Consider the following 23,961-nt stretch of genomic DNA (forward strand, 5'->3'; position numbering starts at 1 on the left):
TCACCTATGTTGCCGAGGCCGGAGGCGGTGGCACGCTGCCGGAGGTGCGGGTGGCGTGGTACGACATTGACGAGGCGACGGTGAAGACCGCCACCGCCGAGGCGCTGGACCTGACCGTCGACGGGCCACCGCCGGCGCGCGCCGAGCCGCGCGACTGGCGTCTTCTGGCGCTGCTGGCGGCTGGCGCTTTGCTGGGCCTGTCGGTGCTGCTGGCGCTTGCGCGGCGGTTGCTGCCGGTGCTGCGGGACCGGCGCGCCGCGCGGCGGGCGCAGGCGCTGGCCTCGGAGGCGCATGCGTGGCGGCGTCTGGAGCAGGTTCTGGCGCGCCGCGATCATCAACGCTTGCGCCCGGCGATCGACCTCTGGGCCAGCCGTGTCGCAGGGGCCGATCCGCGCCGTGATCCAAAGGTCGAGGCGGCGCTGCTGGCGCTTGGCGCGCAGCGCTACGCGGCCACGCAAGGCGGCAAGGGAGACGAGGGCTGGGCGGCCTTGCGGCGCGCTTTGTCAAAGGCGCGCGCTGCTGCCGCAGCGCCGCGCCGGCGCTCGGCGCTGCCGCCGCTCAACCCCGGCCGCGCGTGACCCGCGCTGGGATCGCGCCGCCTTGGACTCAGCCCTTGCGGGCAACTCCGGGCAGGGCGCAGAGCATCTCGTAAAGGAAATTCGCGGCGATCACCGCGGTGTTGCCCGACGGATCGTAGGGCGGCGAGACCTCGACCAGATCGGCCCCTACGAGGTTCAGTCCGGCACAGCCGCGGATGATCTCGAGCCCCTGCATGGTGGTCAGGCCGCCCACCTCGACCGTGCCGGTGCCGGGCGCGAAGGCCGGGTCGAGGCTGTCGATGTCATAGGAAAGGTACACCGGCGCGTCGCCGATCTTGGCGCGAATGTCGGCCATCAGCGGGGCGAGGGATTTGTGCCAGCAGTCTTCAGCCTGAATGCAGGTCCAGCCCTGTTTGCGGCCCCAGTCGAAATCGTCGGCGGCATAGCCGGTGCCGCGCAGGCCGATCTGGAACACCTTGTCGTTCTGCAGGCAGCCTTCTTCCCACGCGCGGCGGAACGGGCAGCCATGCGCGGCGGTCTCGCCGAACATCTCTGCGTTGGTGTCGGAATGGGCATCGACGTGGATCAGCGCCACCGGCCCGTGACGTTCCTTCATCGCGCGCAGGATCGGCCATGTGAGCGTGTGATCGCCGCCCAGCGTCAGAGGCACGGCGCCATGCGCCAGCACGCCGCGGTAGTGTTCGGCGATGATCTCCACCGATTTCTTCAGATCATAGAGGTTGATCGGCACGTCGCCGATGTCGGCCACCTGCAGATGCTCGAAGGGTGCGGCGCCGGTGGCCATGTTGTAGGGACGGATCATCCGGCTCTCGTCGCGGATCTGGCGCGGGCCAAGCCGCGTGCCGGGGCGGTTCGAGGTGCCGATGTCCATCGGGATGCCCAGAAAACAGGCGTCCAGCCCCTCGGCGCTCTCGGCGGCGGGCAGGCGCATCATCGTGGCCGGGCCGCCGGTGCGGGGCATGGCATTGCCGCTGAGGGGTTGGTTGAGCTGGCGCTGTGTCATCTCCGGTCTCCTGTGCTGGTGGGCTGGCGCGGCCCGCCCCTCGGAGGTAACCGCTTTGTCATGCGAGGGAAACGGGGATCGCACGGCATGCTGCACCGTTTCGGCAAGTGCACGCCAAACTGCCCTTGCGGCAGGTCAAGGCGATGTTACGCGGGCGCGTCTATGGTGCGCTGAGCAGCACCGGGAGACGATCCATGCAGCAATCTCGGACAGTAGAATTTTTGACCTCGGGCGCCGCCTTCGGATCGGCGGCACCGGTCGAGGTGGTGGAAACCCACGGTGCCTATGTCTTCCTTTGTGGCGACACGGCGCTGAAGCTCAAACGCGCGGTGACCTACGACTACATGGACCTCAGCACGGTGGCGTTGCGCCACGAGATGCTGCAGCGCGAGTTGGACCTGAATCGGCCCGCTGCGCCGCAGATTTATCGCGACGTGGTGGCTGTCACCGATGGTCCGAGCGGTTTCGAACTGGGCGGTGATGGGCCGGTGGTGGATTGGGTGCTGCGGATGTGGCGGTTTCCGGCAGAGGAGGAGTTCGAGCAGATTGCCGCGCGCGGAGACCTTGATGACGCGTTGGCGCTCGACGCTGGCGTGGCCATCGCGCGCTATCACGCCGCCGCGCCGGTTCGGCAAGTTTCGGGGCGCAGGCTCATCGCCGATATCCTCGGCGAGTTGCAGCGGGTGTTTGCGGAGTTTTCCGGCGCGGCGGGCACCGCGCGGTTGGCCGAGTGGCAGGGCGCGGCGTCACGGGCGCTGGATCGGGCGGGGCCGCTGCTCGACGCGCGCTGCGCCGCGGGGCATGTGCGCCGTGCGCATGGCGACCTGCACCTGCGCAACCTCGTGCGGATCGACGGGCGGCCCGTGCTTTTCGATGCGCTGGAGTTCGACGAGACGCTGGGCACCTGCGATGTGCTTTACGATGTGGCGTTTCTGGTGATGGACCTGTGTCACCGCGGGCTGCCGCGACAGGCGTGCCGGGTGCTCGACGCGTGGCTGCGCGAGGCGGGCGGCGGGCAGGACGCGGGGCTGGCGGCGCTGCCGCTGTTTCTGTCGGTGCGCGCGGCGATCCGCGCCATGGTGCTGTTGCAGACCGACGCGGCGCGCGGCAACCCCGGCGAAAGCGGCCCGGAGATTGCGTCCTATCTGGATCTCGCGCTCCGCGCCTTGCATCCGGGGTCGCCGGTTCTGGTGGCGGTCGGGGGATATTCGGGCAGCGGCAAAAGCGTGCTGTCGCGGGCGCTTGCGCCGAGGCTCGGGGCCTTGCCGGGCGCGGTGCTCGTCGCCTCGGACCTCGAGCGCAAGGTTGGGCAAAGCGCCGGGCAGAAGCTGCCGCCGGAGAATTACAGCCGGGCGCGGCGCAACGCCGTTTACGCGGCGATGATGGCGCGGGCGGAGGGGCTGCTTCGGGCCGGGCAGTCGGTCATCCTCGACGCGACCTTCATCGACCCGGCGCTGCGGTCAGAGGCAGGAAACGTCGCCGCCCGTGCTGATGTGCGGTTTCATGGCTTTTGGATGGAAGCAGCTGCGGAGGTGCTGGAGGACCGCGTGGGGATTCGCCAAGGCGATGCGTCGGACGCCGATCTGGAGGTGCTGCGCGGACAACTCGCCCGTGGGGCGGGCAAGGTCATCTGGGCACGCCTGCCAGCCTCCGGTCCGCCCGAGGTCGCGCTTGAGCAGGCGCGGCGGACACTGGGAGCCGCGCCACAGGGCGGGGCGGGTTAGGATCTTGGATGTGGATCCTGTTGCCACCTGCAGCGCGGTTTTGACACGCGCTCAGGGTTTGCGCAGAGACGGCCTCACGCAGGGATGGGGGGCCTCATGGTCGGCGTTGGCGCTGCGCCACCCTTTCGCAATGCGTCGCGGGGCATTTCCCTTTGGAGGGCTGGCCCGCAGGTCACTGAATCCGCCCTCGGTGCAAGCGGCCAGATGCCGGAGCGCCGAGAAATCGGCGATCTCGACACTGTCGGGTTTCGGCAGCCGAATGGCGCCTTTGTCCTGCAGCGCCCTTAGCGACCGGCACAGCGTTTCGACCGTCATGTCGAGCAGCGAGGCAAGGTCCCGGCGCGAGAGATCGATGTGAAGCGCGGCCTGCGTTTCCGAGCCGTTCAGGAGTTCCTCGATCAGCCAGTAGGCAACCCGCTGCAGGGTGTTTCTTCCTCGCATGCTGCTCATGAAAATCTGCATCTGTTCAAGCTGGTATATGGTCATGTTCATGTAAGAGTGGAAGTGTTGCGGCCGTTCGAGCAGGAACCTTTCCCAAGCGCGCTCCGGCAACCAGCACACCTCGACGTCGGTCGCGGTTTGCCATGTGAAGCGGCTCGGCCTTGCGCCGGGGACACTAAGCAACTGACCGGTGCGCAGCACCTGAAGGAGGTGCTCTTCTCCGCTTTCGGTGATTGTCTGGAGCTTGACGAGACCGCTGGCGATCACGCCCACGCGGTCGCAACAGTCGCCCTGCGTGATGATCTCTGTGTCTTGCGCGTAAAGCGCGCGCTTGCTGAGTGCTGAAAATTGCCGAACTGACTCGGGTTCTAAAATACTGCAAAATCCGCCGTTCCGTGCCGCGCAGTACCGACAGCGGGACGTGGCCAATTCACGTGCTATCGTGTGCGTCTGCATAGGCTCCCCCCTTTGCATACAGCTTGCACCCTAATGCTTTCCGAAAACGGAATGTGAAGTCACCGATAGATTTTTGCAGATTTGTGCGCGCCCCGGCGCTCTGTGCTGCGGGCGGGTGAGCCGCCGACCTTGGCTAGGAACGGACAAGAGCCGGGCCGGCGGCACTGTTCGCGGTTCCCGGTGCGCAAACCGGAAGAGCTTGGGGACGGCTGAGCCGCGAACCTTCCTAAGATGACACGCGCACAGCTGCGTCGCATTGACGGCAGTCAACAGGTCCTGCGTGGCTGGCGCGGCGTAAAGCGGGGGCATGAAGCGGTTCGCTGGTGCCGGTCTGTGCGGCCATTGCGTTCCGTCCCCTCACCCCACCGCTCGAGGTCTGGGCGTCGGGGGGATGAGAGGAAATGGCTGACGCTCCGCACCCAGCGGACCAGTGCGGCCCATTGGGCAGAGAGTGCGGGCTTTCACCGCCGCGGGCGACGCTTCATTGATCCTGATCTACGCCTTGATGCCGGACAAGAGTTCGATCCGCCAGGGGGCGCGTGGGGTGGGGGCGATCGGCTTGCCTTCGAGATGATGCAGGTCGCGCGGTCGGGTGAGCGTCGTATGATTGGAAGCAGATCAGATGTTCTGGACACCTTGCTCCCAGAGAGCTCGAGCGGCTCGCGCACGCACAGACCGAATGTGCGACGACTGAGAGGTTTGCTGGGGTCGTCGCTTGGGTTGTCAGTGCGGCAGGACGTTCATCGAGCGGGCTGGCAGGCTCTTGGTGCGCTGCTCAAGGTGCTTGCCATCTTGATTGCGGCTTCCAGCGAATTTTCTGCACCGTACCAAATGAGAAAAGCGCTCCCGAGGGAGCGCTTTTTTTCATTTTTGCCAACCTCTTCTGAGGGAAGTTGGCTCCGGCGGTAGGGATCGAACCTACGACCAATTGATTAACAGTCAACTGCTCTACCGCTGAGCTACGCCGGAACGTGGGGCGTATCTAGCAATGCCGACTCCGGGCGTCCAGAGCTTTTTTGCATTTTTCGGCGCCGAACGTCATTTTTCTTTTAAGTTACCGAAAAGATGGAAGATTTTGAGAGTTTTCCATGCGGAAGGACGGCTTGACGCTGGGTTAGGTCCACCAGATGGGCCAGCACATTGCGGGCGGCGGCGGGCAGCAGGGCCGGGTCGGTGTCATGGTAGATCATCTGCGCGAGCCGTGCCGCGTCTGCCGGGCCTTGGGCGAGCGCGTCGAGGATGGCTGCCTCGCGGGCGCGGCGGTGGGCGTGCAGGGCATCCAGTCTATCGACCGGTTGCAGAACCGGGGCACCATGACCGGGGTGAAAGCAAGACCAAGGGCGGCGGCGCAGCCGCTCCAGCGAGCGCATGAATGCCCCTAGATCGCCATCGGGAGGAGAGACCAGCGAGCTTGCCCAGCCCATGACCAGATCACCGGAGAAGAGGCTCTCGCCCCAGACAAAGCTCATGTGGTTGCCGAAATGGCCGGGCGTGTGCAGCGCCTCCAACTGCCAGCCGTCGCCTGTGACAACCGCGCCGTCTGCGAGGGTTTCATCGGGCAGGAAGCTGATATCGACGCCTTCGCCGCCGCCGGCTAGGCCGGAGTCGGCGAGCGCCTGCATGTCGGGGCTGCGTCCGGAGGTGGCGTCGCCGAACGCCATCACCGGCGCGCCGGTGGCCTCGGCCAGCGGACGGGCGAGGGGGGAATGGTCAAGATGGGCGTGGGTGACGAGAATGTGGCTGATGCTCTGGCCGGGCTCGAGCGCTGCAAGGATCGCCTGCAGATGCGCGTCATCGGCGGGGCCGGGATCGATCACCGCAAGCGCGCGGGTGCCCAGAAGATAGGTGTTGGTGCCGCGGTAGGTCATCGCGGAGGGGTTCGGGGCGAGAATCCGGCGCAGCCCCGGGGCGAGCGGCTCGGGATGGCCGGGGCGGGGCTGGAAGTCTGGCTGCGGATCGATCATCTTTGCCTCGTTTGCGTGTGGCAGCGTCTCGGCGCCTTCGGCTAGGGGTATCCCATGTTTTTCCAATGGCTCAAACGCTACATGCCGCGCGGCATCTACGCGCGGGCGGCGCTGATCCTGATCTTGCCGGTGTTCACCATACAATTGGTGGTCTCGGTGGTGTTCGTGCAGCGCCATTTCGAGGGTGTCTCGCAGCAGATGACCCGCGGTGTGGCGCGCGACATCAAATATGCGCTGAGCGCACCGGCGGCGGCCGCGCCGCTGGGGCTGAGCATGCGGCGGGTGGACGACTCGGCGCTGCCCGCGCGTGGCCAGCGCCGTTGGTATGATTTCTCTGGGATCGTCGTCGCTGAGACGCTGCAGCAGCAGCTGTCCGGGGTCGAGCGGGTGATGCTGCCCAATGACAATGATGTGGAGGTTTTCCTGCGCGGGACAGAGGGCACCCTCTATAGCGTGAGTTTCTCGCGGCAGCGCGCCTCGGCGTCGAACCCGCATCAGTTGCTGGTCAATATGATCGTGTTTGGCGTGCTGATGACGCTGATCGCGTTCTTCTATCTGCGCAACCAGTTGCGTCCGATCACCCGGCTGGCCGAGGCCGCCGAGGCCTTCGGGCGCGGGCGGCATGTGCCGTATCAACCGGGGGGCGCGGTGGAGGTGCGGGCGGCGGGCAGCGCGTTTCTGGACATGCGCAACCGCATAGAGCGGCAGATCGAGCAGCGCACGATGATGCTTTCGGGGGTCAGCCACGATCTGCGCACGCCGATCACCCGGCTGCGGCTGGGGCTGTCGATGCTGGATGACGACGACCGCGAACCGCTGGAACGCGATGTCGACGACATGCAGCGGCTGATCGATGCCTTTCTGGAGTTCGCCCGTGGCAATTCGCAGGAGGGCGAGGCCGAGCCGGTGGACCCGGTGGCACTGGTCTCGTCGGTGGTGGCCGATGCGCAGCGCAGTGGCAAGGCGGTGAGCATGGGGCGTGTCGAGGGCAGCGGCGAGATCAACGTCCGCCCGGTGGCGCTGCGCCGGGCGCTGGAAAACCTCGTCGGCAACGCGGTGCGCTATGGGACGCGGTGCGAGGTGTCGGTGACGCTGACCGAACGCTCGCTGCGCCTGCGGGTGGAGGATGACGGGCCGGGGATCCCGGCGGATCGCCGGGAGGAGGCGCTGAAACCCTTCGCGCGCCTTGATCCGGCGCGCAATCAGGATCGCGGCACTGGCGTCGGCCTCGGGCTTGCCATCGCCGCGGATATTGCGCGGGCGCATGGCGGTGTGCTTCGGCTTGGGGAGAGCGACGCTTTGGGCGGGTTGCGCGCGGATATCGTGATCGCGCGCTGAAGGCGCGCCGCGGCAGCGGCGCACCCATAGGTCATCTCAGCTCTCTTCGAGCACGGCCTTGCGGGCCTCGGCCAAAAGCTCGGCACGTTTGGCGGTCACTTCCTCGACGCTGGCCTTGCCGCCGAGATCAGCGGCGATGGCGGCGATCACGTCGTCATGGCTGGCCTCGTCGAGATCGGCCTTGATGATGCCGCTGGCGTAGGCCTCGGCCTCATTGCCGCTTTTGCCAAGCTGCTCTGCCGCCCAGAGGCCCAGCATCTTGTTGCAGCGCACCTCGGCGCGGAAGTTGAGGTTGGCATCATGTGCGAACTTGTTCTCATAGGCCTGTTCGCGTTCGTCGAAAGTGGTCATGGGTAATCCCCTCCGTTGCATGACCCCAATTTATACATTCAGTTTGTAACGTACTTTGCGCTGGCTCAAGTGAAAGCAGCGCGCTTGCGGCAGGGGCAGCCTTGATTTATGAGAGCGGCAAGATACGCAGTGGCCGATATGCGGCCCCGGGCGAAAGGATTCCCATGGCACGGCGCAAGAAGATTTACGAAGGCAAGGCGAAGATCCTCTACGAAGGTCCCGAACCGGGCACCATCGTGCAGTACTTCAAGGATGATGCCACCGCCTTCAACGCGCAGAAGAAAGACGTGATCGAGGGCAAGGGCGTGCTGAACAACCGCCTGTCCGAGTTCTTCATGACCGGTCTGAACGGCATTGGCGTGCCAACGCACTTCCTCAAGCGGCTCAACATGCGCGAGCAGCTGGTGCGGGCCTGCGAGATCGTGCCGCTGGAAGTGATCGTGCGCAATTATGCCGCCGGCTCCATGGCCAAGCGTCTCGGCATCGAGGAGGGCACCGCGCTGCCGCGCCCGATTGTCGAATACTGCTATAAGGACGACAAGCTGGGCGATCCGCTGGTTACCGAAGAGCATATCGCGGCTTTTGGCTGGGCCAGCCAGCAGGACATGGACGACATTCTGAGCCTCGCGCTGCGGGTCAACGACTATCTGTCGGGGCTGATGTATGGTGTCGGCATCCGTCTGGTGGACTTCAAGATCGAGATCGGCCGGGTCTATGAGGGCGACTATCAGCGCCTGATCCTCGCCGACGAGATCTCGCCCGATTCCATGCGCCTGTGGGATATCGAGAGCGGCCAGAAGCTCGATAAGGACGTGTTCCGCCGCGACCTCGGCTCGCTGACTGACGCTTATGCCGAAGTGGCGCGCCGTCTGGGCGTGATGCCCAAGCAAGCGACGCATGTGGCCAAGCCCAAGCTGATCAACTGAAAGCGTACCGCCCGTGGCGGCGTTGCGCTTTGCGTATTTGAAGAACAATGAAAGGCGAGGGCCTTTCGCGAGGAACGGAGATAGCGCCATGAAGGCACGTGTGCATGTGATGCTGAAAGAGGGCGTGCTCGACCCGCAGGGCGAAGCCGTGCGCCACGCGCTTGGCGGGCTCGGCTTCGACGGCGTGGACGGCGTGCGTCAGGGCAAGGTGATCGAGCTTGATCTGGCCGACGGCACGGGCGAGGACACGGTGAAAGAGATGTGCGAGAAGCTGCTCGCCAACACCGTGATCGAAAGCTACACGATCGAGATGATCTGATCCGCGATCCAGCGGATGCGCGATGACGCCCTCGGCGCGCGGGATTGCCCCGCCCGCCGGGGGCGTTTTTTTGCGACTTGGATGTTCTGCATGGTTCGAGCCAGAAGGGCGCTGCGCGCGCATCTGCGGGACTATGGCGCGAGATCGGCGATCTGGGCGCAGCCGCTGGCCAAGGGCAGCGTGGCGGAATGGTCGACAAATTGCCGTCTTAATTCAACGCCTTGATTCGCGTTTCAGGTGCCCGTGCGTTTCTGTCTTTGATCAATTTGTCTGTATTTTACCTATTGGTTCCGACATGAGGACGGAAATTTCATAATTTGGGCATTGGTGAGGCGGTCCGCGCCCTCTGTGCTCCGCTGGAGCATTGTTTCGCGGACGGGCGAAGAATAGCGCCTTGGGGCTGATGATCGTGCGGCTTATCTTTCCGTAAGTCTTTGATAATTCGACTTTTAATGTTTTACTGCAGCGGCGATGCTCGAAACAATCAAGCGCCACAATTTGTCTCGGAATGGCGGTAAATAGCCGCATTCGGCCCTTCGCGCGACGCAATTCGCCACCTGAGCGCCATTTTTACCTTTGTCGGCACGGTGCGGGGGATTAAATAAGGTGCAAGCCCGACTGGGGGGCGACGAAGACAGGCCGGGGGGCGGTCACCGATCTCAGAGTCATCCGTGAGGATGTGGCGGAAGGTGCGGGAGGGAATGCTCCGGCACCTTAGGGAGAGCTTTTGTCCGGCGCGGCTGCAGCGCAGGGACAGCACCGCCCGGCACGACATCACGAGCGACCACGGATCGGAGTTTGCGGCGCGATAGCGTCGCCGCCGCGCTCGCGGCGCGGGGTTCGCCCCGTTCTGTAGTTGAAAGGGTCGTAACGATGGCTGATTTGTTTCTGAACTGGGCCGCACTGGGGAATTACGGGACCACGCTGGCCGACACCGGCTCTGGCGGGACATCCACCACGGTTGATACCGGCGGCGTGAACGTCGAGATTTCCTTTACCGCGCAGGATCTTGGGGCGCAGGCCTTCACCGCCACCTATGATGGCTACGTGCCCGAGGGCTCGACCACCAATGCCAACTCGCACCTCAAGCTGTTTGGCGAAGGCGGCGATGGCGACACGCTCTCTGCGACCTCCACCACCGTGTTCGATTTCAGCGCGTCGGATGAGCTTTACACCGATCAAGTGCAGAACCTGTCGTTCATCCTCAACGATGTCGATGGCGGCGCGGGCTCGGATCTGGGCGACCTCGTGGGCGACGATACGGCAACGCCCGACGGCATCAGCTTCGAAGACAATGTGACGATCCTCGCCTATGACGCCGACGGCAACCCGGTTGAGGTGGAGCTGACCGAGCTTGGCGCTGGCGCCAGCGCCGATGGCAGCACGGCGATCGGCGAAGAGGTGACCGACTTCGCCGAGCAGGATGGCACACTGATGGTCAACATCGCGGGGCCGGTGTCGCGCATCGAAGCGATCTATGAAAACGGCGGCGACTCGACCCAAGGCGTGCTGATCTCGGACATGTCCTTCTCGACCTGCGACGTCGATGGGGACGGTGTGCCCGTGGCCGAAGATGATGCTGCGGAAACCGACGAGGACGTGGCCGTCACCATCGATGTTCTGGCCAACGACAGCGATCCCGACGGCGATGATCTGACCGTGACCTCGGCGACGGCCACCAACGGCTCGGTGGTGATCAATGACGACGGCACGCTGACCTTCACCCCGGAGGCCGACTACAACGGCGATGCGGAGATCACCTATACCATCGAGGATCCGGCCGGAAACAGCGCCACCGGCAACGTCGCGGTTACCGTCTACCCGGTGAACGATGACCCGGTGGCCGAGGATGATACGGTCAACACCGGCTACGAGACGCCGGTGACCCTCGATCCCACCGAGAATGACACCGATGTGGATGGCGACGATCTGACCGTCTCTGGCGTCGGTGAGGCCGAGAATGGCACGGTCACGCTCAACGATGATGGCACCGTCACCTATACGCCGAACGACGATCACAGCGGATCGGACAGCTTCACCTACACCGTCGATGACGGCAACGGCGGCAGCGACAGCGGCACGATCACCGTCAATACCGGCATCGAGACCGACCCCGAAGCGGGGGGCAACACGCCGCCGGTGGCGAACAATGATCTTTATAGCGCCACCGCGACCGCGGCTGTCACCTTTGATCCGAGGGAGAACGACAGCGATCCGGACGGCGACGCGCTGACCATCTCGGCGCTGGGGGAGGCCAGCAACGGCACCGCCACGCTGAACGACGACGGTACGGTGTCCTACACCGCCGACGAGGGCTTCACCGGCTATGATGCCTTTGCCTACGAAGTGGACGACGGCAACGGCGGCACCGACGCGGCCTTTGTGACCGTCGAGGTGATGCCCTGTTTCACCCCCGGCACGCTGATCGCCACGCCGCAGGGCGAGCGTCTGGTCGAGGACCTGCAGGTCGGCGACCGGGTGATCACCCGCGACAATGGCATTCAGGAAATCCGTTGGGTCGGCCGCAAGGAACTCACCGGGTTTGAACTGGCGCGCCAGCCGCATCTGCGCCCGGTGCTGATCCAGAAGGGTGCGCTCGGCAAAAGCCTTCCCGAGCATGACCTGCTTGTCTCGCCGAACCACCGTGTGCTGGTCGCCAATGACCGCACCGCGCTCTATTTCGAAGAGCGCGAGGTGCTCGCCGCGGCCAAGCATCTGACCGGCCTTGAAGGCGTGGACGAGGTGGAAACCATGGGCGTGGCCTATATCCACTTCATGTTCGACCAGCACGAGGTTGTGCTGTCGAACGGCGCATGGACAGAGAGCTTCCAGCCCGGCGACTACACGCTCAAGGGCATCGGCGACGAGCAGCGCGAGGAAATCTTCGCCCTCTTCCCCGAGCTCGAGCATGAAGAGGGGCTGAAGGCCTATGGCGCGGCGCGCCGCTCGCTGAAAAAGCACGAGGCACAGCTGCTCACCAGCTGAGGCGCTCGCAAAGGTATATGCAGCTCGTTCTGGTGCCGACGACCCTTTCGGCACCGGGGCGGACAAGGACCCGGGGCGCGCGAGCGCCTCGGGTTTTTTAACGTCTCCGCGAGAGCTTAGGCCAACCGCAGGGCGCCTGACTTCAGCAAGGATCGAGGGCGGCGCGCTCACGCTCCCAGTCGTGCCATGCCTCAGGCGTGTCGAGATCGGTGAGCGCGCGGGTGCCGGGCAGGGGCACCATGCGCAATCGATGCCGGTTGGCGGCCAGCACGCTGCGCGCACCCTGATCGCCGTCGAGCATCTGGATCGCGGAAAAGCAATCGGATGGGAACAGCACCGGGTGTCCTGGTGTGCCATCCTCGGCGCAGCCCTGTTGCAGGGCAGGCTGCGGCATGGCGCGAAACCCGCGTACGATTTTCTCGATGTCCTCGGCGCGCAGTTCGGGCATATCCGCGGGCAGCACGACCACGGCATCGATGCCCCGCGGCAGCATTCCAACCCCGCGGCGCAGCGAGGCAGACATGCCCTTTTGCGCATCGGGTACGGCGACAAGCTGCACGGGCAGCCCGGCAAGGGCGGCGGCGCGCGGGTGGTCGTGATCGGGCAATGTAACCGTCACGTGGTTGGCCGCGCGCAGCGCTTCTTCGGCCTGTCGGCGCAACAGCGCCCGGCCCCCGACATGCTTGAGCAGCTTGTCGGTCCCGCGCATCCGGCTGCTGGCGCCGGCGGCGGGAATCAATACGGCAATTCCTCCCATGGGGGTCCTTATACAGCAAAGGCCGGAAAACCGGCGCAGTTTCGTGAGGCGGTTCTGTCGGCGATGGGTGCCGTGTCTTGGGCGGCCATGGAACGGGCGGTGACGTCGCCGCAGCCAAGGCCGGGGTTTTCCACGCAAGCGTGCCAGTTTGGCCAAATCCCGGGTAAAGGTAAGCCAACTTGCAGGGTCGTGTAAGTGGGGCTTACCTGCGCGCTGTGATCCGGCACATCCGCAACCAGCTGGCGAGGCGCGGGATCGCTGGCGTTATGGGCAGTGTAGCGCATTCGGCGCGGCCACATAAAAAGGGTGTGCGACAAATTTCTTAAAATTTAGTAACCTTGGTTCCGGTCGCGGCGGACTTACTGAGCGTCGCACTCTTTCACACGCTTTTTCTCTTGGCGGAGCAGGGCAAACTGCTATGTCTCGGGAAAGGCCCGCAACACGCAAATTGCCGCATGTTGCGGCGGCCCCTTCGAAGGTCAGGGCGAAAAATGGTTCTCGCAAGGAAATCGGATGATGAGCTCGAGCGTTTGGCCGAGCTGCGCAGCTATGGCGTGCTGGACAGCGGCCCGGACCCGGCGTTCGACGAGGTTGTCGAACTGCTGGCCTCGTTGCTTGACATGCCGGTGGCGCTGATCAGCCTCGTCGACGAAAACCGGCAATGGTTCAAGGCGCGCCATGGCTTGGCGCAGGACCAGACGCCGATCGAACACTCGATCTGCGCGCATGCGATTCTCGGCGAGGATATTCTCGAGATCGAAGACACGATGCTGGACCTGCGCAGCGCCGACAATCCGTTGTGCTGTGGCTCGACCTCGGCCATGCGCTACTACGCCGGGGCGCCGCTGATCACCCGCAGCGGCCACTGCATCGGCACGCTGTGCGTGCTCGACGACAAACCGCGCAAGCTGACCGCGCAGCAGCGCCAGATTTTGAAGGTGATGGCCGGGCAGGTGATGCGCCAGCTCGATCTGCAGCGGGCGCTGCACAACAAAGAAATCCTGCGCGAAGAGATCGACCATAGGGTGAAGAACTCTCTGCAGACCGTGGCGTCGACCATTCGGCTCTACCGGGCCCGCTCGACCGAGCCCGAGACCCGCGATGCGCTCGACGCCATCGCGCGGCGGGTGGATTCGGTCTCGCAGCTGCACGCAGAGCTGAACCTGACCTCGAAGATGCATTTCGTCCGGCTCGACACCTACCTGTCGCGTGTCGCGACCCTGCTGCAGCGCCACGCGGCGGCAGAGGTGAAGGTGGAGGTTGATGTGCCGCGCATCGAGGTGGAATCGCGTGTCGCAGCCTCGATCGGGGTGGTTGCCAACGAATTCGCCGCGAATGCGATGAAGTACGCGTTCCGCGAAGGCACCAACGATCCGCAGATCCGCTTCGTTGCAGAGAAGATCGGTGAGAACCGCCTGCTCTTCACTTGCCGCGACAATGGCGCCGGGCCCGAGCCGGGCTCGACGCTTGATGTGCTGGCCTCCAGCGCGCTGGGGGCACGGCTGCTGGAGGCGTCGGTCAGCCAGGTCGGCGGCACGGTGATCGAACGGCGGGAAGCGGAGGGCTACGTGCTCGAGGCAGAGTTGCCCATCGATCCCGCCGTAGAAACCCCGGTCACACCGGCAGAGGCGTCACGGGCCGCACCCGCAGCCGAGTGATCCGGTTGTTCTCGCGCTCCATGACTTCGAAGCGGAAGCCGTGGAAGCTGAACCGCTGGCCCACGGTCGGGATCATCTGCGCCTCGTGAATCACCAGCCCGGCGATGGTGTTTGCCTCGTCGTCGGGCAGCGACCAGTCGGCGGCGCGGTTGAGGTCGCGGATGGTCATCGCGCCATCAAGCCAGTACCAGCCGTCCTCGCCCGCGCTGACCTGATGCTCGGCGTCGGGGTCGTGCTCGTCGGCGATCTCGCCAACGATCTCTTCGAGGATGTCTTCGAGGGTGATCAGACCCTCCAGCGAGCCGTATTCATCCACCACCAGCGCGAAGTGCGTGCGGCGGCGCAGGAAGTTGCGCATCTGGTCCGCCAGCGTCGTGGTGTCGGGCACGAAGTAGGGCTTCATCATCACCTCGGTGATGCGGAAGTCATCGAGCGCCTGAAACCCGCGCTCGCCAGCCGAGGCCATGGTGTCGTACATCGCGCGCAGCAGGTCCTTGGCGTGCACCATGCCGATGATGTTCTCCTGCTCGCCGCGATAGACGGGCAGGCGGGTGTGGTTGCTGTCGAGGCATTGCTGCAGGATGTCGCGCGGCTCTGCCTCGGCGTCGATGCTCTCGATGCCCGAGCGGTGCAGCATGATCTCCTCGACGGTACGCTCTGCCAGATCGAGCGCGCCGAGGATGCGGTCGCGGTCTTCCTTTTCCACCACGCCTTCGGAATGGCCCAACTGCAGCGCCCCGGCGATCTCTTCGCGCACGGCAAGGATCTGGCTGTCGGGGTCGGTCTTCACGCCGATAAGGTTGAGCAGCACCCGCACCAGCGCACGGATCGCCGCCACGATGGGCGAGAAGATCAGGATCACCAGCCGGATCGGCGGCGCCACCGTGGCGGCGGCGGTCTCGGGGTTGGTGATGGCATAGGTTTTCGGCAGCACCTCGGCGAAGATCAGCACCAGCAAGGTCATGATCAGCGTCGCCATGGCGACGCCGCCGTCGCCCAGAAGCCGGGTAAACAGCGCCGTGGCGAGCGAGGTGGCGAGGATGTTGACGAGGTTGTTGCCCAGCAGCACCGAGCCGATCAGCCGCTCATTGTCCTCGGTGATCTTCAGCGCCATGGCGGCCCCGCGCGACCCGCGGTCCATGGCGGCGCGCAGCTTGCCGCGAGAGGCGGCGGTCAGCGCGGTCTCGGAGCCGGAGAAGAAGGCCGAGAAAAGGATCAGGAAGATGATCGCGGCGGAGGTCATCCAAAAGGCCGCGTCGAGTGTTCCGGTGGCAGGGGCGTCCATACGTCCGTCTTTTTGTGTCTGAGAGTGTTCAGAGAGTTATGGGGCGCGGGGCAGGGGTCTTCAAGGCTCTGACCTGTCACGCGCGATAAAAACAGGTGGCCCCGAGGGGGGCACGCCAGACGGGCTTTGGCGGCGCGGGGCGGCGCAAAAGAAAACGCCCGGCGCTGCGGCCGGGCGTCGATCTTAGAACGGGATCTCGTCGTCGATGTCGCGCGACGGGCCGCGCGAGCCGCCGCCGCCACCCGAACCGCCGCCGTAGCCGCCGCCCGAGCCGCCACCGAAGTCGCCGCCGCCACCATAGCCACCGCCCGAGCCGCCGCCGTAGCCGCCACCCGAACCGCCGCCGAAATCACCGCCGCCGCCGCCCTGGCGGCTGTCCAGCAGGGTCAGCTCGCCACGGTAGGGGCGCAGCACGACCTCGGTGCTGTAGCGGTCCTGACCGGACTGGTCCTGCCACTTGCGGGTTTCCAGCTGGCCTTCGAGATAGACCTTCGAGCCCTTGCGCAGATACTGCTCGGCGATGCGCGCCAGCGGCTCGCTGAAAATCGCGACGGAATGCCACTCGGTGCGCTCGCGGCGCTCGCCGGTGTTGCGGTCTTTCCAGTTCTCGGAGGTGGCGATGCGCAGGTTGCAGACCTTGCCGCCGTTCTGGAAGGTGCGCACCTCGGGGTCCGCGCCGAGATTGCCTACCAGGATCACCTTGTTCACGGAGCCGGCCATGTCATCCCCTTTGTACTGGTCGTTTTCCTGTGTGTTCCGCGTGTTCGCGAATCCCCGCGGTCGCGGGGTTTGAATTGGTCTACACCACGTGTCGGGCGTGCCCAAGGAAGAAAGCCGCGCGGAAATCCGCTGGCGCCACATTGCCGCCACGACTGGCGTAAGGTCAATTTTCCTGTATATTCGGCCCTTGAGGGAACAGTGAAAGCGAGACAGGGACGTGATGCGCAATTACGCAACGCGCGCACTGGCTGGAGTTGTGTGTGCTCTGGTGATGGCGACAACGGGCGCTTCGGCAGAGGTGCTTTCTTCCAAAAGCCGAGTGCGGCTATTTTCAAAACAGACAAGCGTGCTCGATAACCGGGCGTCGCAGCAGTACAACAATTCGGTGCGGCTGCAGCCCAAGCGCGTGGTCACCCCGACCAAATGGGGGCCGATGGGCGGCGAGGGATCCGTGCCCAGCTACCGCGGCAGCTACCGTGGGCCCTACGCAGATCTGGCGCGTCAGGCAGCGCGGCGGCATGGCATTCCAGAGGGTCTCTTCCTGCGCCTCGTGCAGCAGGAATCGGGCTTCAACCCCAAGGCGCTGTCGCACAAGGGCGCGATCGGTCTGGCGCAGCTGATGCCGTTTACCGCGCGTTCGCTGGGGGTCGACCCGCACGACCCGGCACAGAACCTCGAAGGCGGCGCGCGGTATCTGCAACGGCAGTTCCGCAAGTTCGGCTCGTGGCGACTGGCGCTGGCGGCCTACAACGCTGGTCCCGGCGCGGTGGAAAAGCACAAGGGCATTCCCCCGTACCGCGAGACGATGAACTACGTGAAGGTGATCTGGGGGCAGTGAGCCCGCGGCGCCTGACCTTGCCTTCGGTATCCTGAGCTTTTGGCATATCGCCCGCCTCCCTTGACGGGAGGCGGGTGTTTGCGGGATATGCCTGACTGAAAGCCTTGGGATTTGACCCCGATCAAGGCCGCCCGCTTAAGGCGGCGGCACTCTGGTCGGGTCGCGTCCTAGTGCGACGTTTGTGCCGGAGTCTGCCATGCGCAAATCTGTCTTCGTCTTCTGTGCCGCGGCTCTTGCGCTCGTCGCGGGTGGGCTGGGGCTGCGCGGCCTTGGTGCAGAGCCCGCGCGCTATGACGATATCGAGGCCTTGGGCGAAGCGCTGTTCTTTGATCCGAACCTCTCGCGGGCGCGCACTCAAAGCTGCGCCACCTGCCACGATCCGGCCTTCGCCTTTGCCGACCCGCGCGGCGCAGCGTCGATCGGCGATGACGGCACTTCGCTTGGCGATCGCAACGCGCCAACGGTGACCTACGCCGCGCATGTGCCGGAACTGGCGTTCGACGAGGCCGAGGGTTGGCGCGGCGGCCTGTTCCACGATGGCCGCGCCGCCACGCTTGAAGAGCAGGCGGGTGGGCCGCCGCTCAATCCGATCGAGATGGGCATGGGCAGCAAATCCGAGGTGGTCGCGCGCCTGCGCGAGAATCCCGATTACTTCGGCGCGTTCACCGCGCTCTTCGGTCCCGGCACACTGGATGATCCGGAGGCGGGGTATGCCGCGATGACCCGCGCCATAGCCGCCTTCGAGCGGCGGCCCGAGTTCGCGCCCTTCGATTCCAAGTATGACCGTTTTCTGCGCGGCGAGGCAGAGCTGACCAATCAGGAGGAACTCGGGCGGCTGCTTTTCTTCTCGCAGCAGTTCACCAACTGCAACCAGTGCCACCAGCTTCAGCGTAGCGCGGTCGATCCCGCTGAGACCTTCTCGGACTATCGCTTTCACAACATTGGTGTGCCCGAGAACCGTGACCTGCGACTGGCGAACGGCTCGGAAGAGGGCTTCATCGACCACGGGCTTGCGCAGAACCCGCTTGCCGCCGAAGGCGCGGTCGAGGGGGCGTTCCGCACCCCGACTCTGCGCAACGTGGCGGTGACGCCGCCCTATATGCACAACGGCGCGTTTGAAGACCTGCGCACGGTGATCCTGTTCTACAACAGCTACAACACCCGCAACGAGGCGCGGAAGATCAATCCTGAGACCGGCGCCCCCTTTGGCCCGCCCGAGGTGCCGGACACGCTGGCGCCCGAACTGACCGAGGGGCCGGCGCTCGACGACAAGCGGGTCGATGCGCTTGTCGCCTTCCTCAAGACGTTGACCGATGCGCGCTACGAGGCGCTGCTCGCGGAGTGACCTTAGCGCGCCATCTCCTCTGCCAGAACCGAGGCCACGGCCGGGCGCGCCATGCAGCGCGCGGCCCAGTCCGAAACGCGCGGATCGTCGGGCAGCATCTCGCGGAACCAGCCATAGAGCGAAGCGATCAGCAGATCGGCCGCGCTGCAGGCGTCGTCGACCAGCCAGTCGCGCTCTGCAAGCGCCTCCGAGAGCCGCGCCGCCGCCTCCGGCACATCGCGTAAAGAGCTTTGCAGCGCCGGATGCGACAGATCTGCGGCTTGCAAGATATAGACCGGCTCGAAAACATTGCCGTACCACGCGAGCCAAGACAGGTAGGAGCCGCGCGACGGGTGCCCGACTGGGCGGCCCATCGGGCTGCTTGGGTAGAGATCGGTGAGGTAGAGCATCACCGCGTTGCTCTCGCGGATCATCGCGCCGTCATGCACCAGCAGCGGCACCTTGCCCTCGGGGTGGGGGTTCTGCGGGTCACGCCGGCCAGAGCCGTCGCGGCGCGGGATATCGGTGAGGCGTATCCCGACCTCTCCTTCGATTCCCATTTCCCGGATCAACTGGACGATGCGCGTCGAGCGCGAGCGCGGCGCATGGTAGAGCGTCAACATCGGGTCACCCTCACAGGTCATTGGCCCGGCACAGCGCGCCGCACGGCGCGTCCGTGGCCGTGCGATGCACGGTGCCGGGTTTTGCAGCCTCTGTCATGCGCGGCGCGCCGAAGGGGCCCGCCAGTGTAAGGCGTGTTGTGCGCTGCGCCGTCTGGCGTCAGACCTCCATGCCCAGCTTGTAGAGGTGGATCTCGAAGGAGGGGTGCATCTCGGCGCCGGTCACGCCGGGGCGGAAATGGCGGTAGAGCGAGCGCCAGTAGGGCTGTACGATCACCGCGTCGGCCTGCAGCTTGCGCTCGATCCGCGCCATGATCGTCTGGCGTGTCTCTGCATCGGCGACGGTCAGCGCCTCGGCCACCAGCGCGTCGAACTCCGGCGAGGCATAGCCGGTCTCGTTCCACGCTTCGCCCGAGCGATAGGCCAGCGCCAGCACCTGAATGCCCAGCGGGCGGTGGTTCCACTCGGTGATCGACAGCGGATACTCTTTCCACGTCTGCCAGAAGGCAGAGCCGGGCAGCACCTTGCGGGTTACCTTCAGCCCCGCATCGCGCAGCATGGCGCTGCAGGCGTCGCCGGTACGTCTCGTCAGGCCATCGTCCAGCGTCACCAGTTCATGTTCGACATCGGCCAGCCCGGCCTCTTCGGCCAGCGGCAGCGCGCGGGCGGGGTCATACTCGGTCGCGCCGACGTCGGCGTAATCGGGGTGTACCGGGGCGACGTGGTGGTTTTCGGCCAGCGTGCCGAGCCCCTCGTGCCCCAGTTCCAGCGCGATCTCGTTGCTGATGGCCAGTTGCAGCGCCTTGCGCATTTTCGGTTCCGCATAGACCGCGCGGCCGTCGATCAGCGCGTTTTGGTTTCCGCGCAACACCACCGTCGCGCCGGTGACCACCTCGGACCGCGCCCAGCCGATGGCGTCGGCGCGCGCGATGAAGGCGCCGACGTTTTCGTACAGCATGTCGATCTCGCCACCTTCGGCAGCCGCCAGCCATGCCGCAGGGTCGGTGCCGTAGTCGATGAACTCGATCCGCTCGAGCGTGGCGCCGCCCCAGCCTTCGGCGGTGGTGCCCCACCACGCGTGCTCATGGTTGCGCACCAAGCTGGCGCGCTCGTTGGGCACCACGCTTTCGGGCAGATAGGGGCCGGTGCCGACGGGGTTCGACAGCATGGTTTCGGGATCATGGCTCCGGTGCACGCAGGCGGCGGGGTAATCCGAAAGGCCGACCATCAGCGCCACATCGGGATAAGCCAGATGCAGGCGCACCGTCAGATCGTCGATCACCTCGACCGCGTCGTCGGCCAACCGCTCTGTCTGCGGGTCGAGCAAGGCCGCGAGGCGGCTTGCCATCGAGTTGCCTTCGACGCTGCGGTCGCACCAATAGGCCATGAGTCGGGCGACATCGGCAGAGGTGAAGGGCTCGCCGGTTGTCCATGTCACACCGGGGCGGATGTGCAGCAGGTAGCTCGATGCGTCGTCGCTGGCCTCCCAACTCTCGAGCAGCATGCCGCGCAGACTGCCGTCGCGATTGTATTCGACAAGATATTCGAGCCACCCGCGTGAGATATTGGCGATCTCGGACCAGTCATAGCGGCGGGGGTCCTTCAGCGGGCGCACCTCCATCTGGATGCGCAGCGTGTGCCCGGAAGGCGTGGTGCTGCCGTCTTCTGCGGCTTGCGCTGCACCGATCATCGCCCGCGCCGCCAATGCCGAAGTGCCAAGCGCCGTCACCCGCGTGAGAAACTCGCGCCGGGTGACGTGGCCGCGCCGGAAATCACGCAACTCCTGACGCGCGGCGGGATGAATCCACGGCGCGCGGGGTGTTCGGCTCATTTTCGCATCCCCTTCAACGATCGTCTGCCGTTACTCTCTGCCCGGCTATTGCGCCTTAAATGCGACGTTACGTCAATCATCTAGCGCCGCGCCGTGCGCTCTTAATTCCGGTCAAAACCGCCGTATGGCCCGCACCGCCGGACGCCCGGCGCCAGCACTGCGGCGTGCGGCAGGCACACCGGCCCGCAGTTCAGCCGGCGTCTGGCCGGTCTGCTTGCGGATGAAACGTGAAAAATAGGCTGCGCTGGCAAAGCCCAAGCTTTCGGCGATCTTGGCGATCTCGGGGTCTGGCGCCGCCAGCAGGCGGTGCGCCTCATGCAGTTTGCGCTCCGACAGCATGCGCTGCGCCGAGCGGCCGCAGGCGGTGCGGCAGGCGCGCGTCAGGTGAGGCCCGGTGACCCCAAGCTCTGCCGCCATGTCGCCGGCGGCGGCGGGGCTGCGATAGCGGTGGACGAGCGCCTGCGAATAGGCCTGCGCAAGGCGCTGCGCGGCTGTTTCCTCGGGCTGGTCGCTGCGGCCCTGCGCGCTCTGGCGCTGCAGCCAGACCGCCGCCAGCCGAAGATGCGCGTCGAGCGCCTCGCCCAGAAAAGGGCGGCCTTGGGTGATCTCGCGCTGGATGGTTTCAAGCACCGCGGTCAGCTCGGCCTGGGCCAGCGCGTCGCGCACCCTCAGGTGCAGCGCGGTGTCGGGAAACCGGGCGCCCGGCGCGGCGGCGACGGGCGCATGCAGGATTTGCGCGAGGCTCTGCGGCGCCAGATCAAGCGCGAAGAGCGTCCGCGGCGGCACGAAGACGGCGTTGTGCGCGCCAAGCCCGCGGCGGCGACCGCCGAGCGTGATCTTGCCCTGTCCGCGGGTCAGCCAAAGCACGGTGATCTCGTCGCGGTCGTGCAGCAGGCCGTAGCGCCAAGCGGGCTGCTGCCCCGGCGACACGAGCCGCACCGCGCTCTGTGCGGGGTCGGAGATCCGCGACTGGCTCATGCGGTGGCCTGAGCGGGGCAATAGGCGGGCCATGCTTTCATCCGGGCGCGGAACCATGTGCGCTGGCGCTTGGCAAACTGGCGGGTGAGGATCGTGGCGCGCTCGCAGGCGTCCTCAAGGCTCATGTCGCCGCGCAGATGGGCAATAAGCTCTGCGGCGCCGATGGCCTTGGCCGACGGCAGATCGGGGTGCCAGTCCGCAAGGTTGGCGCGCGCCTCGTCTAGCGCACCGCCCTCGACCATCAGGCGAAAGCGGCGGGCGATGCGCGCGTTCAGCCACTCCTTGGGTGCGTCGAAGACAATCGGCTGCGCCTGCGCCAGAGGCAGCAGCGGCGGGGGCGTTTCGGCCTGCCATGCGGCGATGCCGCGCCCGGTGGTCGCCAGCACCTCCCACGCGCGCTGCACCCGCATGGGGTTTTGCGTGTCGATGCGGGCGCGGGTCTCGGCGTCAAGCTCGTCCACCATCGCAGCGAGGTCACCGGCTTCGAGCCGCGCCATGGCGCGGGCGCGAATCTCTGGCGGGGTTTCGGGAATCGCTGCCAGCCCTTCGGTCAGCGCCGAGAAATAAAGCCCGGTGCCCCCGGTGATGATCGGCCGCGCGCCGTCAAGCAGCGGCGCCAGATCACGCAGCCAGTCGCCCACGGAATAGGCGCGGTGGCCCGGCACATGCCCATAAAGCAGGTGCGGCGCGCGGGCTTCATCCTCGGGCGAGGGGCGGGCGGTAAGCACGCGCCAGTCGTCGAACACCTGTATCGCATCGGCGTTGATCACCACGCCGCCGGCGGATTCGGCGATCTCCAGCGCGAGGTCGGATTTGCCGCTGGCCGTGGGGCCTGCGATCAGCACCGGTCGGTCGGGATCGGGCGCGAATGTTTTCACCAGATCGGACACCGGTGCTCCTTGCTTTTGACCCGGCGCGCGGCATTGCAGGCCGGGGGATTTTCCGTCACATATAGCCGCAATTTGGATCCTGCACAGACGGAGCGCAACATGACCGAGCAGCCCCAGACCACCTTCAAGCGTGTGATGCTGAAAATCTCGGGTGAGGCGCTTATGGGCGACCGTGGATACGGCCTCAACCCGCAGACCGTCGAACGCATCGCCCGCGAGGTAAAATCCGTTCACGATATGGGGGTCGAGATCTGCATGGTGATCGGTGGCGGCAACATCTTCCGCGGCCTTGCCGGATCGGCGCAGGGGATGGAACGCACCACCGCCGACTATATGGGCATGCTGGCCACGGTGATGAACGCGCTGGCGATGCAGTCGGCGCTGGAAGAACTGGGCGTCTTCACCCGGGTGATCTCGGCGATCCGCATGGACGAGGTGGCCGAGCCCTACATCCGCCGCCGCGCTGTGCGCCACCTTGAAAAGAAGCGGGTCTGCATCTTTGCGGCGGGCACCGGCAACCCCTACTTCACCACCGACACCGCGGCCACGCTGCGCGCCAACGAGATGGCCTGCGAGGCGATCTTCAAGGGCACCAAGGTCGATGGCGTCTACGACAAGGACCCGGCCAAGCACGCCGATGCGGTGCGCTACGATAAGGTCAGCTACGATGACTGCCTCGCCAAGCACCTGAAGGTGATGGACGCCTCGGCGATCGCGCTGGCGCGCGACAACCACCTGCCGATCATCGTATTCTCGCTGGACGAGCCGGGCGGCTTCAAGGGCATCCTCGCCGGGCAGGGCACCTACACCGAAGTGCACAGCTAAGGCAAGCCTCGGTCTGCGACAGCGCTGCTCTGCGGCGCTGCGCTCAGGGCCATCTGACTGAGCGATTCAGCAATGTCGGAGGGGGGGGGGGGGGGGGGGGGGGGGGGGGGGGGGGGGGGGGGGGGGGGGGGGGGGGGGGGGGGGGGGGGGGGGGGGGGGGGGGGGGGG

20 protein-coding genes, 1 tRNA gene and 1 pseudogene are annotated in these 23,961 nt (G+C 65.8%); 10 read left to right on the top strand and 12 right to left on the bottom strand.

Annotation, left to right across the window (positions count from 1 at the left end; translation table 11 throughout):
* Positions 1-578 (top strand): annotated as a pseudogene (locus tag ACXAJT_RS26475) (hypothetical protein); the annotation flags it as partial.
* Between the two features lie 28 nt (positions 579-606).
* On the opposite strand, the gene speB reads toward ACXAJT_RS26475, so the two are convergent.
* Entirely contained in the window at positions 607-1,563 is a 957-nt protein-coding gene (speB, locus tag ACXAJT_RS26480) for an agmatinase (protein ID WP_475241650.1), read from the bottom strand.
* Between the two features lie 194 nt (positions 1,564-1,757).
* On the opposite strand from speB, the gene ACXAJT_RS26485 reads away from it, so the two are divergent.
* Positions 1,758-3,287, top strand: a complete 1,530-nt coding sequence (locus ACXAJT_RS26485) for a bifunctional aminoglycoside phosphotransferase/ATP-binding protein (protein ID WP_475241652.1) — start codon at positions 1,758-1,760, stop codon at positions 3,285-3,287.
* A gap of 51 nt (positions 3,288-3,338) precedes the next feature.
* Here the strand turns inward: ACXAJT_RS26485 and ACXAJT_RS26490 are convergent, their stop codons facing one another.
* From ACXAJT_RS26490 to ACXAJT_RS26500, 3 genes are all read right to left on the bottom strand, one after another.
* Complete coding sequence (locus tag ACXAJT_RS26490) at positions 3,339-4,184, bottom strand: Crp/Fnr family transcriptional regulator (RefSeq protein ID WP_475241654.1); 846 nt, start codon at positions 4,182-4,184, stop codon at positions 3,339-3,341.
* An 894-nt stretch (positions 4,185-5,078) separates the two neighbouring features.
* Positions 5,079-5,153: transfer RNA gene (locus ACXAJT_RS26495), tRNA-Asn, on the bottom strand.
* A gap of 80 nt (positions 5,154-5,233) precedes the next feature.
* The gene (locus tag ACXAJT_RS26500) at positions 5,234-6,148 is read right to left on the bottom strand and encodes an MBL fold metallo-hydrolase (protein ID WP_475241656.1); all 915 of its coding nucleotides are present in this window, start codon (positions 6,146-6,148) and stop codon (positions 5,234-5,236) included.
* Positions 6,149-6,202: 54 nt separating this feature from the next.
* Here ACXAJT_RS26500 and ACXAJT_RS26505 point away from each other — a divergent pair, with 54 nt between their 5' ends.
* The gene (locus ACXAJT_RS26505; protein ID WP_475241658.1) at positions 6,203-7,486 is read left to right on the top strand and encodes an ATP-binding protein; all 1,284 of its coding nucleotides are present in this window, start codon (positions 6,203-6,205) and stop codon (positions 7,484-7,486) included.
* 36 nt (positions 7,487-7,522) lie between these two features.
* Here the strand turns inward: ACXAJT_RS26505 and ACXAJT_RS26510 are convergent, their stop codons facing one another.
* Positions 7,523-7,837 (bottom strand): DUF1476 domain-containing protein, encoded by a 315-nt coding sequence (locus ACXAJT_RS26510; RefSeq protein ID WP_475241660.1) that lies wholly within the window; start codon positions 7,835-7,837, stop codon positions 7,523-7,525.
* 164 nt (positions 7,838-8,001) lie between these two features.
* Here ACXAJT_RS26510 and purC point away from each other — a divergent pair, with 164 nt between their 5' ends.
* From purC to ACXAJT_RS26525, 3 genes are all read left to right on the top strand, one after another.
* Positions 8,002-8,763 carry a phosphoribosylaminoimidazolesuccinocarboxamide synthase gene (gene purC, locus ACXAJT_RS26515; protein WP_475241663.1) on the top strand — a complete coding sequence of 254 codons (762 nt, stop codon included), beginning with the start codon at positions 8,002-8,004 and terminating at the stop codon, positions 8,761-8,763.
* An 88-nt stretch (positions 8,764-8,851) separates the two neighbouring features.
* Positions 8,852-9,082, top strand: a complete 231-nt coding sequence (gene purS, locus ACXAJT_RS26520; protein WP_066100563.1) for a phosphoribosylformylglycinamidine synthase subunit PurS — start codon at positions 8,852-8,854, stop codon at positions 9,080-9,082.
* An 873-nt stretch (positions 9,083-9,955) separates the two neighbouring features.
* Positions 9,956-12,067 (top strand): Ig-like domain-containing protein, encoded by a 2,112-nt coding sequence (locus tag ACXAJT_RS26525; RefSeq protein WP_475241666.1) that lies wholly within the window; start codon positions 9,956-9,958, stop codon positions 12,065-12,067.
* 142 nt (positions 12,068-12,209) lie between these two features.
* Here the strand turns inward: ACXAJT_RS26525 and ACXAJT_RS26530 are convergent, their stop codons facing one another.
* Entirely contained in the window at positions 12,210-12,806 is a 597-nt protein-coding gene (locus ACXAJT_RS26530) for a nucleotidyltransferase family protein (RefSeq protein WP_475241669.1), read from the bottom strand.
* Between the two features lie 509 nt (positions 12,807-13,315).
* On the opposite strand from ACXAJT_RS26530, the gene ACXAJT_RS26535 reads away from it, so the two are divergent.
* On the top strand, positions 13,316-14,482 hold the full coding sequence (locus ACXAJT_RS26535; protein ID WP_475241673.1) for a histidine kinase dimerization/phosphoacceptor domain -containing protein: 1,167 nt from the start codon (positions 13,316-13,318) through the stop codon (positions 14,480-14,482).
* On the opposite strand, the gene ACXAJT_RS26540 is transcribed toward ACXAJT_RS26535, so the two are convergent.
* Both ACXAJT_RS26540 and ssb read right to left on the bottom strand, forming a co-directional pair.
* A complete protein-coding gene (locus tag ACXAJT_RS26540) occupies positions 14,439-15,767 on the bottom strand; it encodes an HlyC/CorC family transporter (protein ID WP_475241677.1) in 1,329 nt (442 codons plus the stop codon). The genes ACXAJT_RS26535 and ACXAJT_RS26540 overlap by 44 nt on opposite strands.
* Positions 15,768-15,950: 183 nt before the next feature.
* On the bottom strand, positions 15,951-16,487 hold the full coding sequence (gene ssb, locus ACXAJT_RS26545; RefSeq protein ID WP_475241679.1) for a single-stranded DNA-binding protein: 537 nt from the start codon (positions 16,485-16,487) through the stop codon (positions 15,951-15,953).
* A gap of 271 nt (positions 16,488-16,758) precedes the next feature.
* Here ssb and ACXAJT_RS26550 point away from each other — a divergent pair, with 271 nt between their 5' ends.
* Positions 16,759-17,325 (top strand): lytic transglycosylase domain-containing protein, encoded by a 567-nt coding sequence (locus ACXAJT_RS26550; RefSeq protein WP_475241695.1) that lies wholly within the window; start codon positions 16,759-16,761, stop codon positions 17,323-17,325.
* A 196-nt stretch (positions 17,326-17,521) separates the two neighbouring features.
* The gene (locus ACXAJT_RS26555; RefSeq protein WP_475241681.1) at positions 17,522-18,670 is read left to right on the top strand and encodes a cytochrome-c peroxidase; all 1,149 of its coding nucleotides are present in this window, start codon (positions 17,522-17,524) and stop codon (positions 18,668-18,670) included.
* A gap of 2 nt (positions 18,671-18,672) precedes the next feature.
* Here the strand turns inward: ACXAJT_RS26555 and ACXAJT_RS26560 are convergent, their stop codons facing one another.
* The 4 genes from ACXAJT_RS26560 to miaA all read right to left on the bottom strand — a co-directional run bounded on the left by ACXAJT_RS26560 (position 18,673) and on the right by miaA (position 22,968).
* Positions 18,673-19,272: a glutathione S-transferase family protein gene (locus ACXAJT_RS26560; protein WP_475241684.1), complete on the bottom strand. Its 600-nt coding sequence runs from the start codon at positions 19,270-19,272 to the stop codon at positions 18,673-18,675.
* A gap of 157 nt (positions 19,273-19,429) precedes the next feature.
* Complete coding sequence (locus ACXAJT_RS26565) at positions 19,430-21,100, bottom strand: ABC transporter substrate-binding protein (protein WP_475241686.1); 1,671 nt, start codon at positions 21,098-21,100, stop codon at positions 19,430-19,432.
* Between the two features lie 111 nt (positions 21,101-21,211).
* Positions 21,212-22,078: an AraC family transcriptional regulator gene (locus ACXAJT_RS26570; protein ID WP_475241688.1), complete on the bottom strand. Its 867-nt coding sequence runs from the start codon at positions 22,076-22,078 to the stop codon at positions 21,212-21,214.
* Positions 22,075-22,968: a tRNA (adenosine(37)-N6)-dimethylallyltransferase MiaA gene (gene miaA / locus ACXAJT_RS26575; RefSeq protein WP_475241691.1), complete on the bottom strand. Its 894-nt coding sequence runs from the start codon at positions 22,966-22,968 to the stop codon at positions 22,075-22,077. The genes ACXAJT_RS26570 and miaA overlap by 4 nt, the downstream gene beginning before the upstream one ends.
* Before the next feature lie 99 nt (positions 22,969-23,067).
* Between miaA and pyrH the strand changes: the two genes are divergently transcribed.
* Positions 23,068-23,793 (top strand): UMP kinase, encoded by a 726-nt coding sequence (pyrH, locus tag ACXAJT_RS26580; protein ID WP_475241693.1) that lies wholly within the window; start codon positions 23,068-23,070, stop codon positions 23,791-23,793.
* Positions 23,794-23,961: the final 168 nt, after the last annotated feature.

The sequence above is a fragment of the Salipiger sp. ABF4_146 genome (assembly GCF_056161345.1).

Coding starts and splice junctions, on each gene's coding strand:
- speB (WP_475241650.1), bottom strand. CDS start 1,563: ATGACACAGCGCCAGCTCAACCAACCCCTCAGCGGCAATGCCATGCCC.
- ACXAJT_RS26485 (WP_475241652.1), top strand. CDS start 1,758: ATGCAGCAATCTCGGACAGTAGAATTTTTGACCTCGGGCGCCGCCTTC.
- ACXAJT_RS26490 (WP_475241654.1), bottom strand. CDS start 4,184: ATGCAGACGCACACGATAGCACGTGAATTGGCCACGTCCCGCTGTCGG.
- ACXAJT_RS26500 (WP_475241656.1), bottom strand. CDS start 6,148: ATGATCGATCCGCAGCCAGACTTCCAGCCCCGCCCCGGCCATCCCGAG.
- ACXAJT_RS26505 (WP_475241658.1), top strand. CDS start 6,203: ATGTTTTTCCAATGGCTCAAACGCTACATGCCGCGCGGCATCTACGCG.
- ACXAJT_RS26510 (WP_475241660.1), bottom strand. CDS start 7,837: ATGACCACTTTCGACGAACGCGAACAGGCCTATGAGAACAAGTTCGCA.
- purC (WP_475241663.1), top strand. CDS start 8,002: ATGGCACGGCGCAAGAAGATTTACGAAGGCAAGGCGAAGATCCTCTAC.
- purS (WP_066100563.1), top strand. CDS start 8,852: ATGAAGGCACGTGTGCATGTGATGCTGAAAGAGGGCGTGCTCGACCCG.
- ACXAJT_RS26525 (WP_475241666.1), top strand. CDS start 9,956: ATGGCTGATTTGTTTCTGAACTGGGCCGCACTGGGGAATTACGGGACC.
- ACXAJT_RS26535 (WP_475241673.1), top strand. CDS start 13,316: ATGGTTCTCGCAAGGAAATCGGATGATGAGCTCGAGCGTTTGGCCGAG.
- ACXAJT_RS26540 (WP_475241677.1), bottom strand. CDS start 15,767: ATGGACGCCCCTGCCACCGGAACACTCGACGCGGCCTTTTGGATGACC.
- ssb (WP_475241679.1), bottom strand. CDS start 16,487: ATGGCCGGCTCCGTGAACAAGGTGATCCTGGTAGGCAATCTCGGCGCG.
- ACXAJT_RS26550 (WP_475241695.1), top strand. CDS start 16,759: ATGGCGACAACGGGCGCTTCGGCAGAGGTGCTTTCTTCCAAAAGCCGA.
- ACXAJT_RS26555 (WP_475241681.1), top strand. CDS start 17,522: ATGCGCAAATCTGTCTTCGTCTTCTGTGCCGCGGCTCTTGCGCTCGTC.
- ACXAJT_RS26560 (WP_475241684.1), bottom strand. CDS start 19,272: ATGTTGACGCTCTACCATGCGCCGCGCTCGCGCTCGACGCGCATCGTC.
- ACXAJT_RS26565 (WP_475241686.1), bottom strand. CDS start 21,100: ATGAGCCGAACACCCCGCGCGCCGTGGATTCATCCCGCCGCGCGTCAG.
- ACXAJT_RS26570 (WP_475241688.1), bottom strand. CDS start 22,078: ATGAGCCAGTCGCGGATCTCCGACCCCGCACAGAGCGCGGTGCGGCTC.
- pyrH (WP_475241693.1), top strand. CDS start 23,068: ATGACCGAGCAGCCCCAGACCACCTTCAAGCGTGTGATGCTGAAAATC.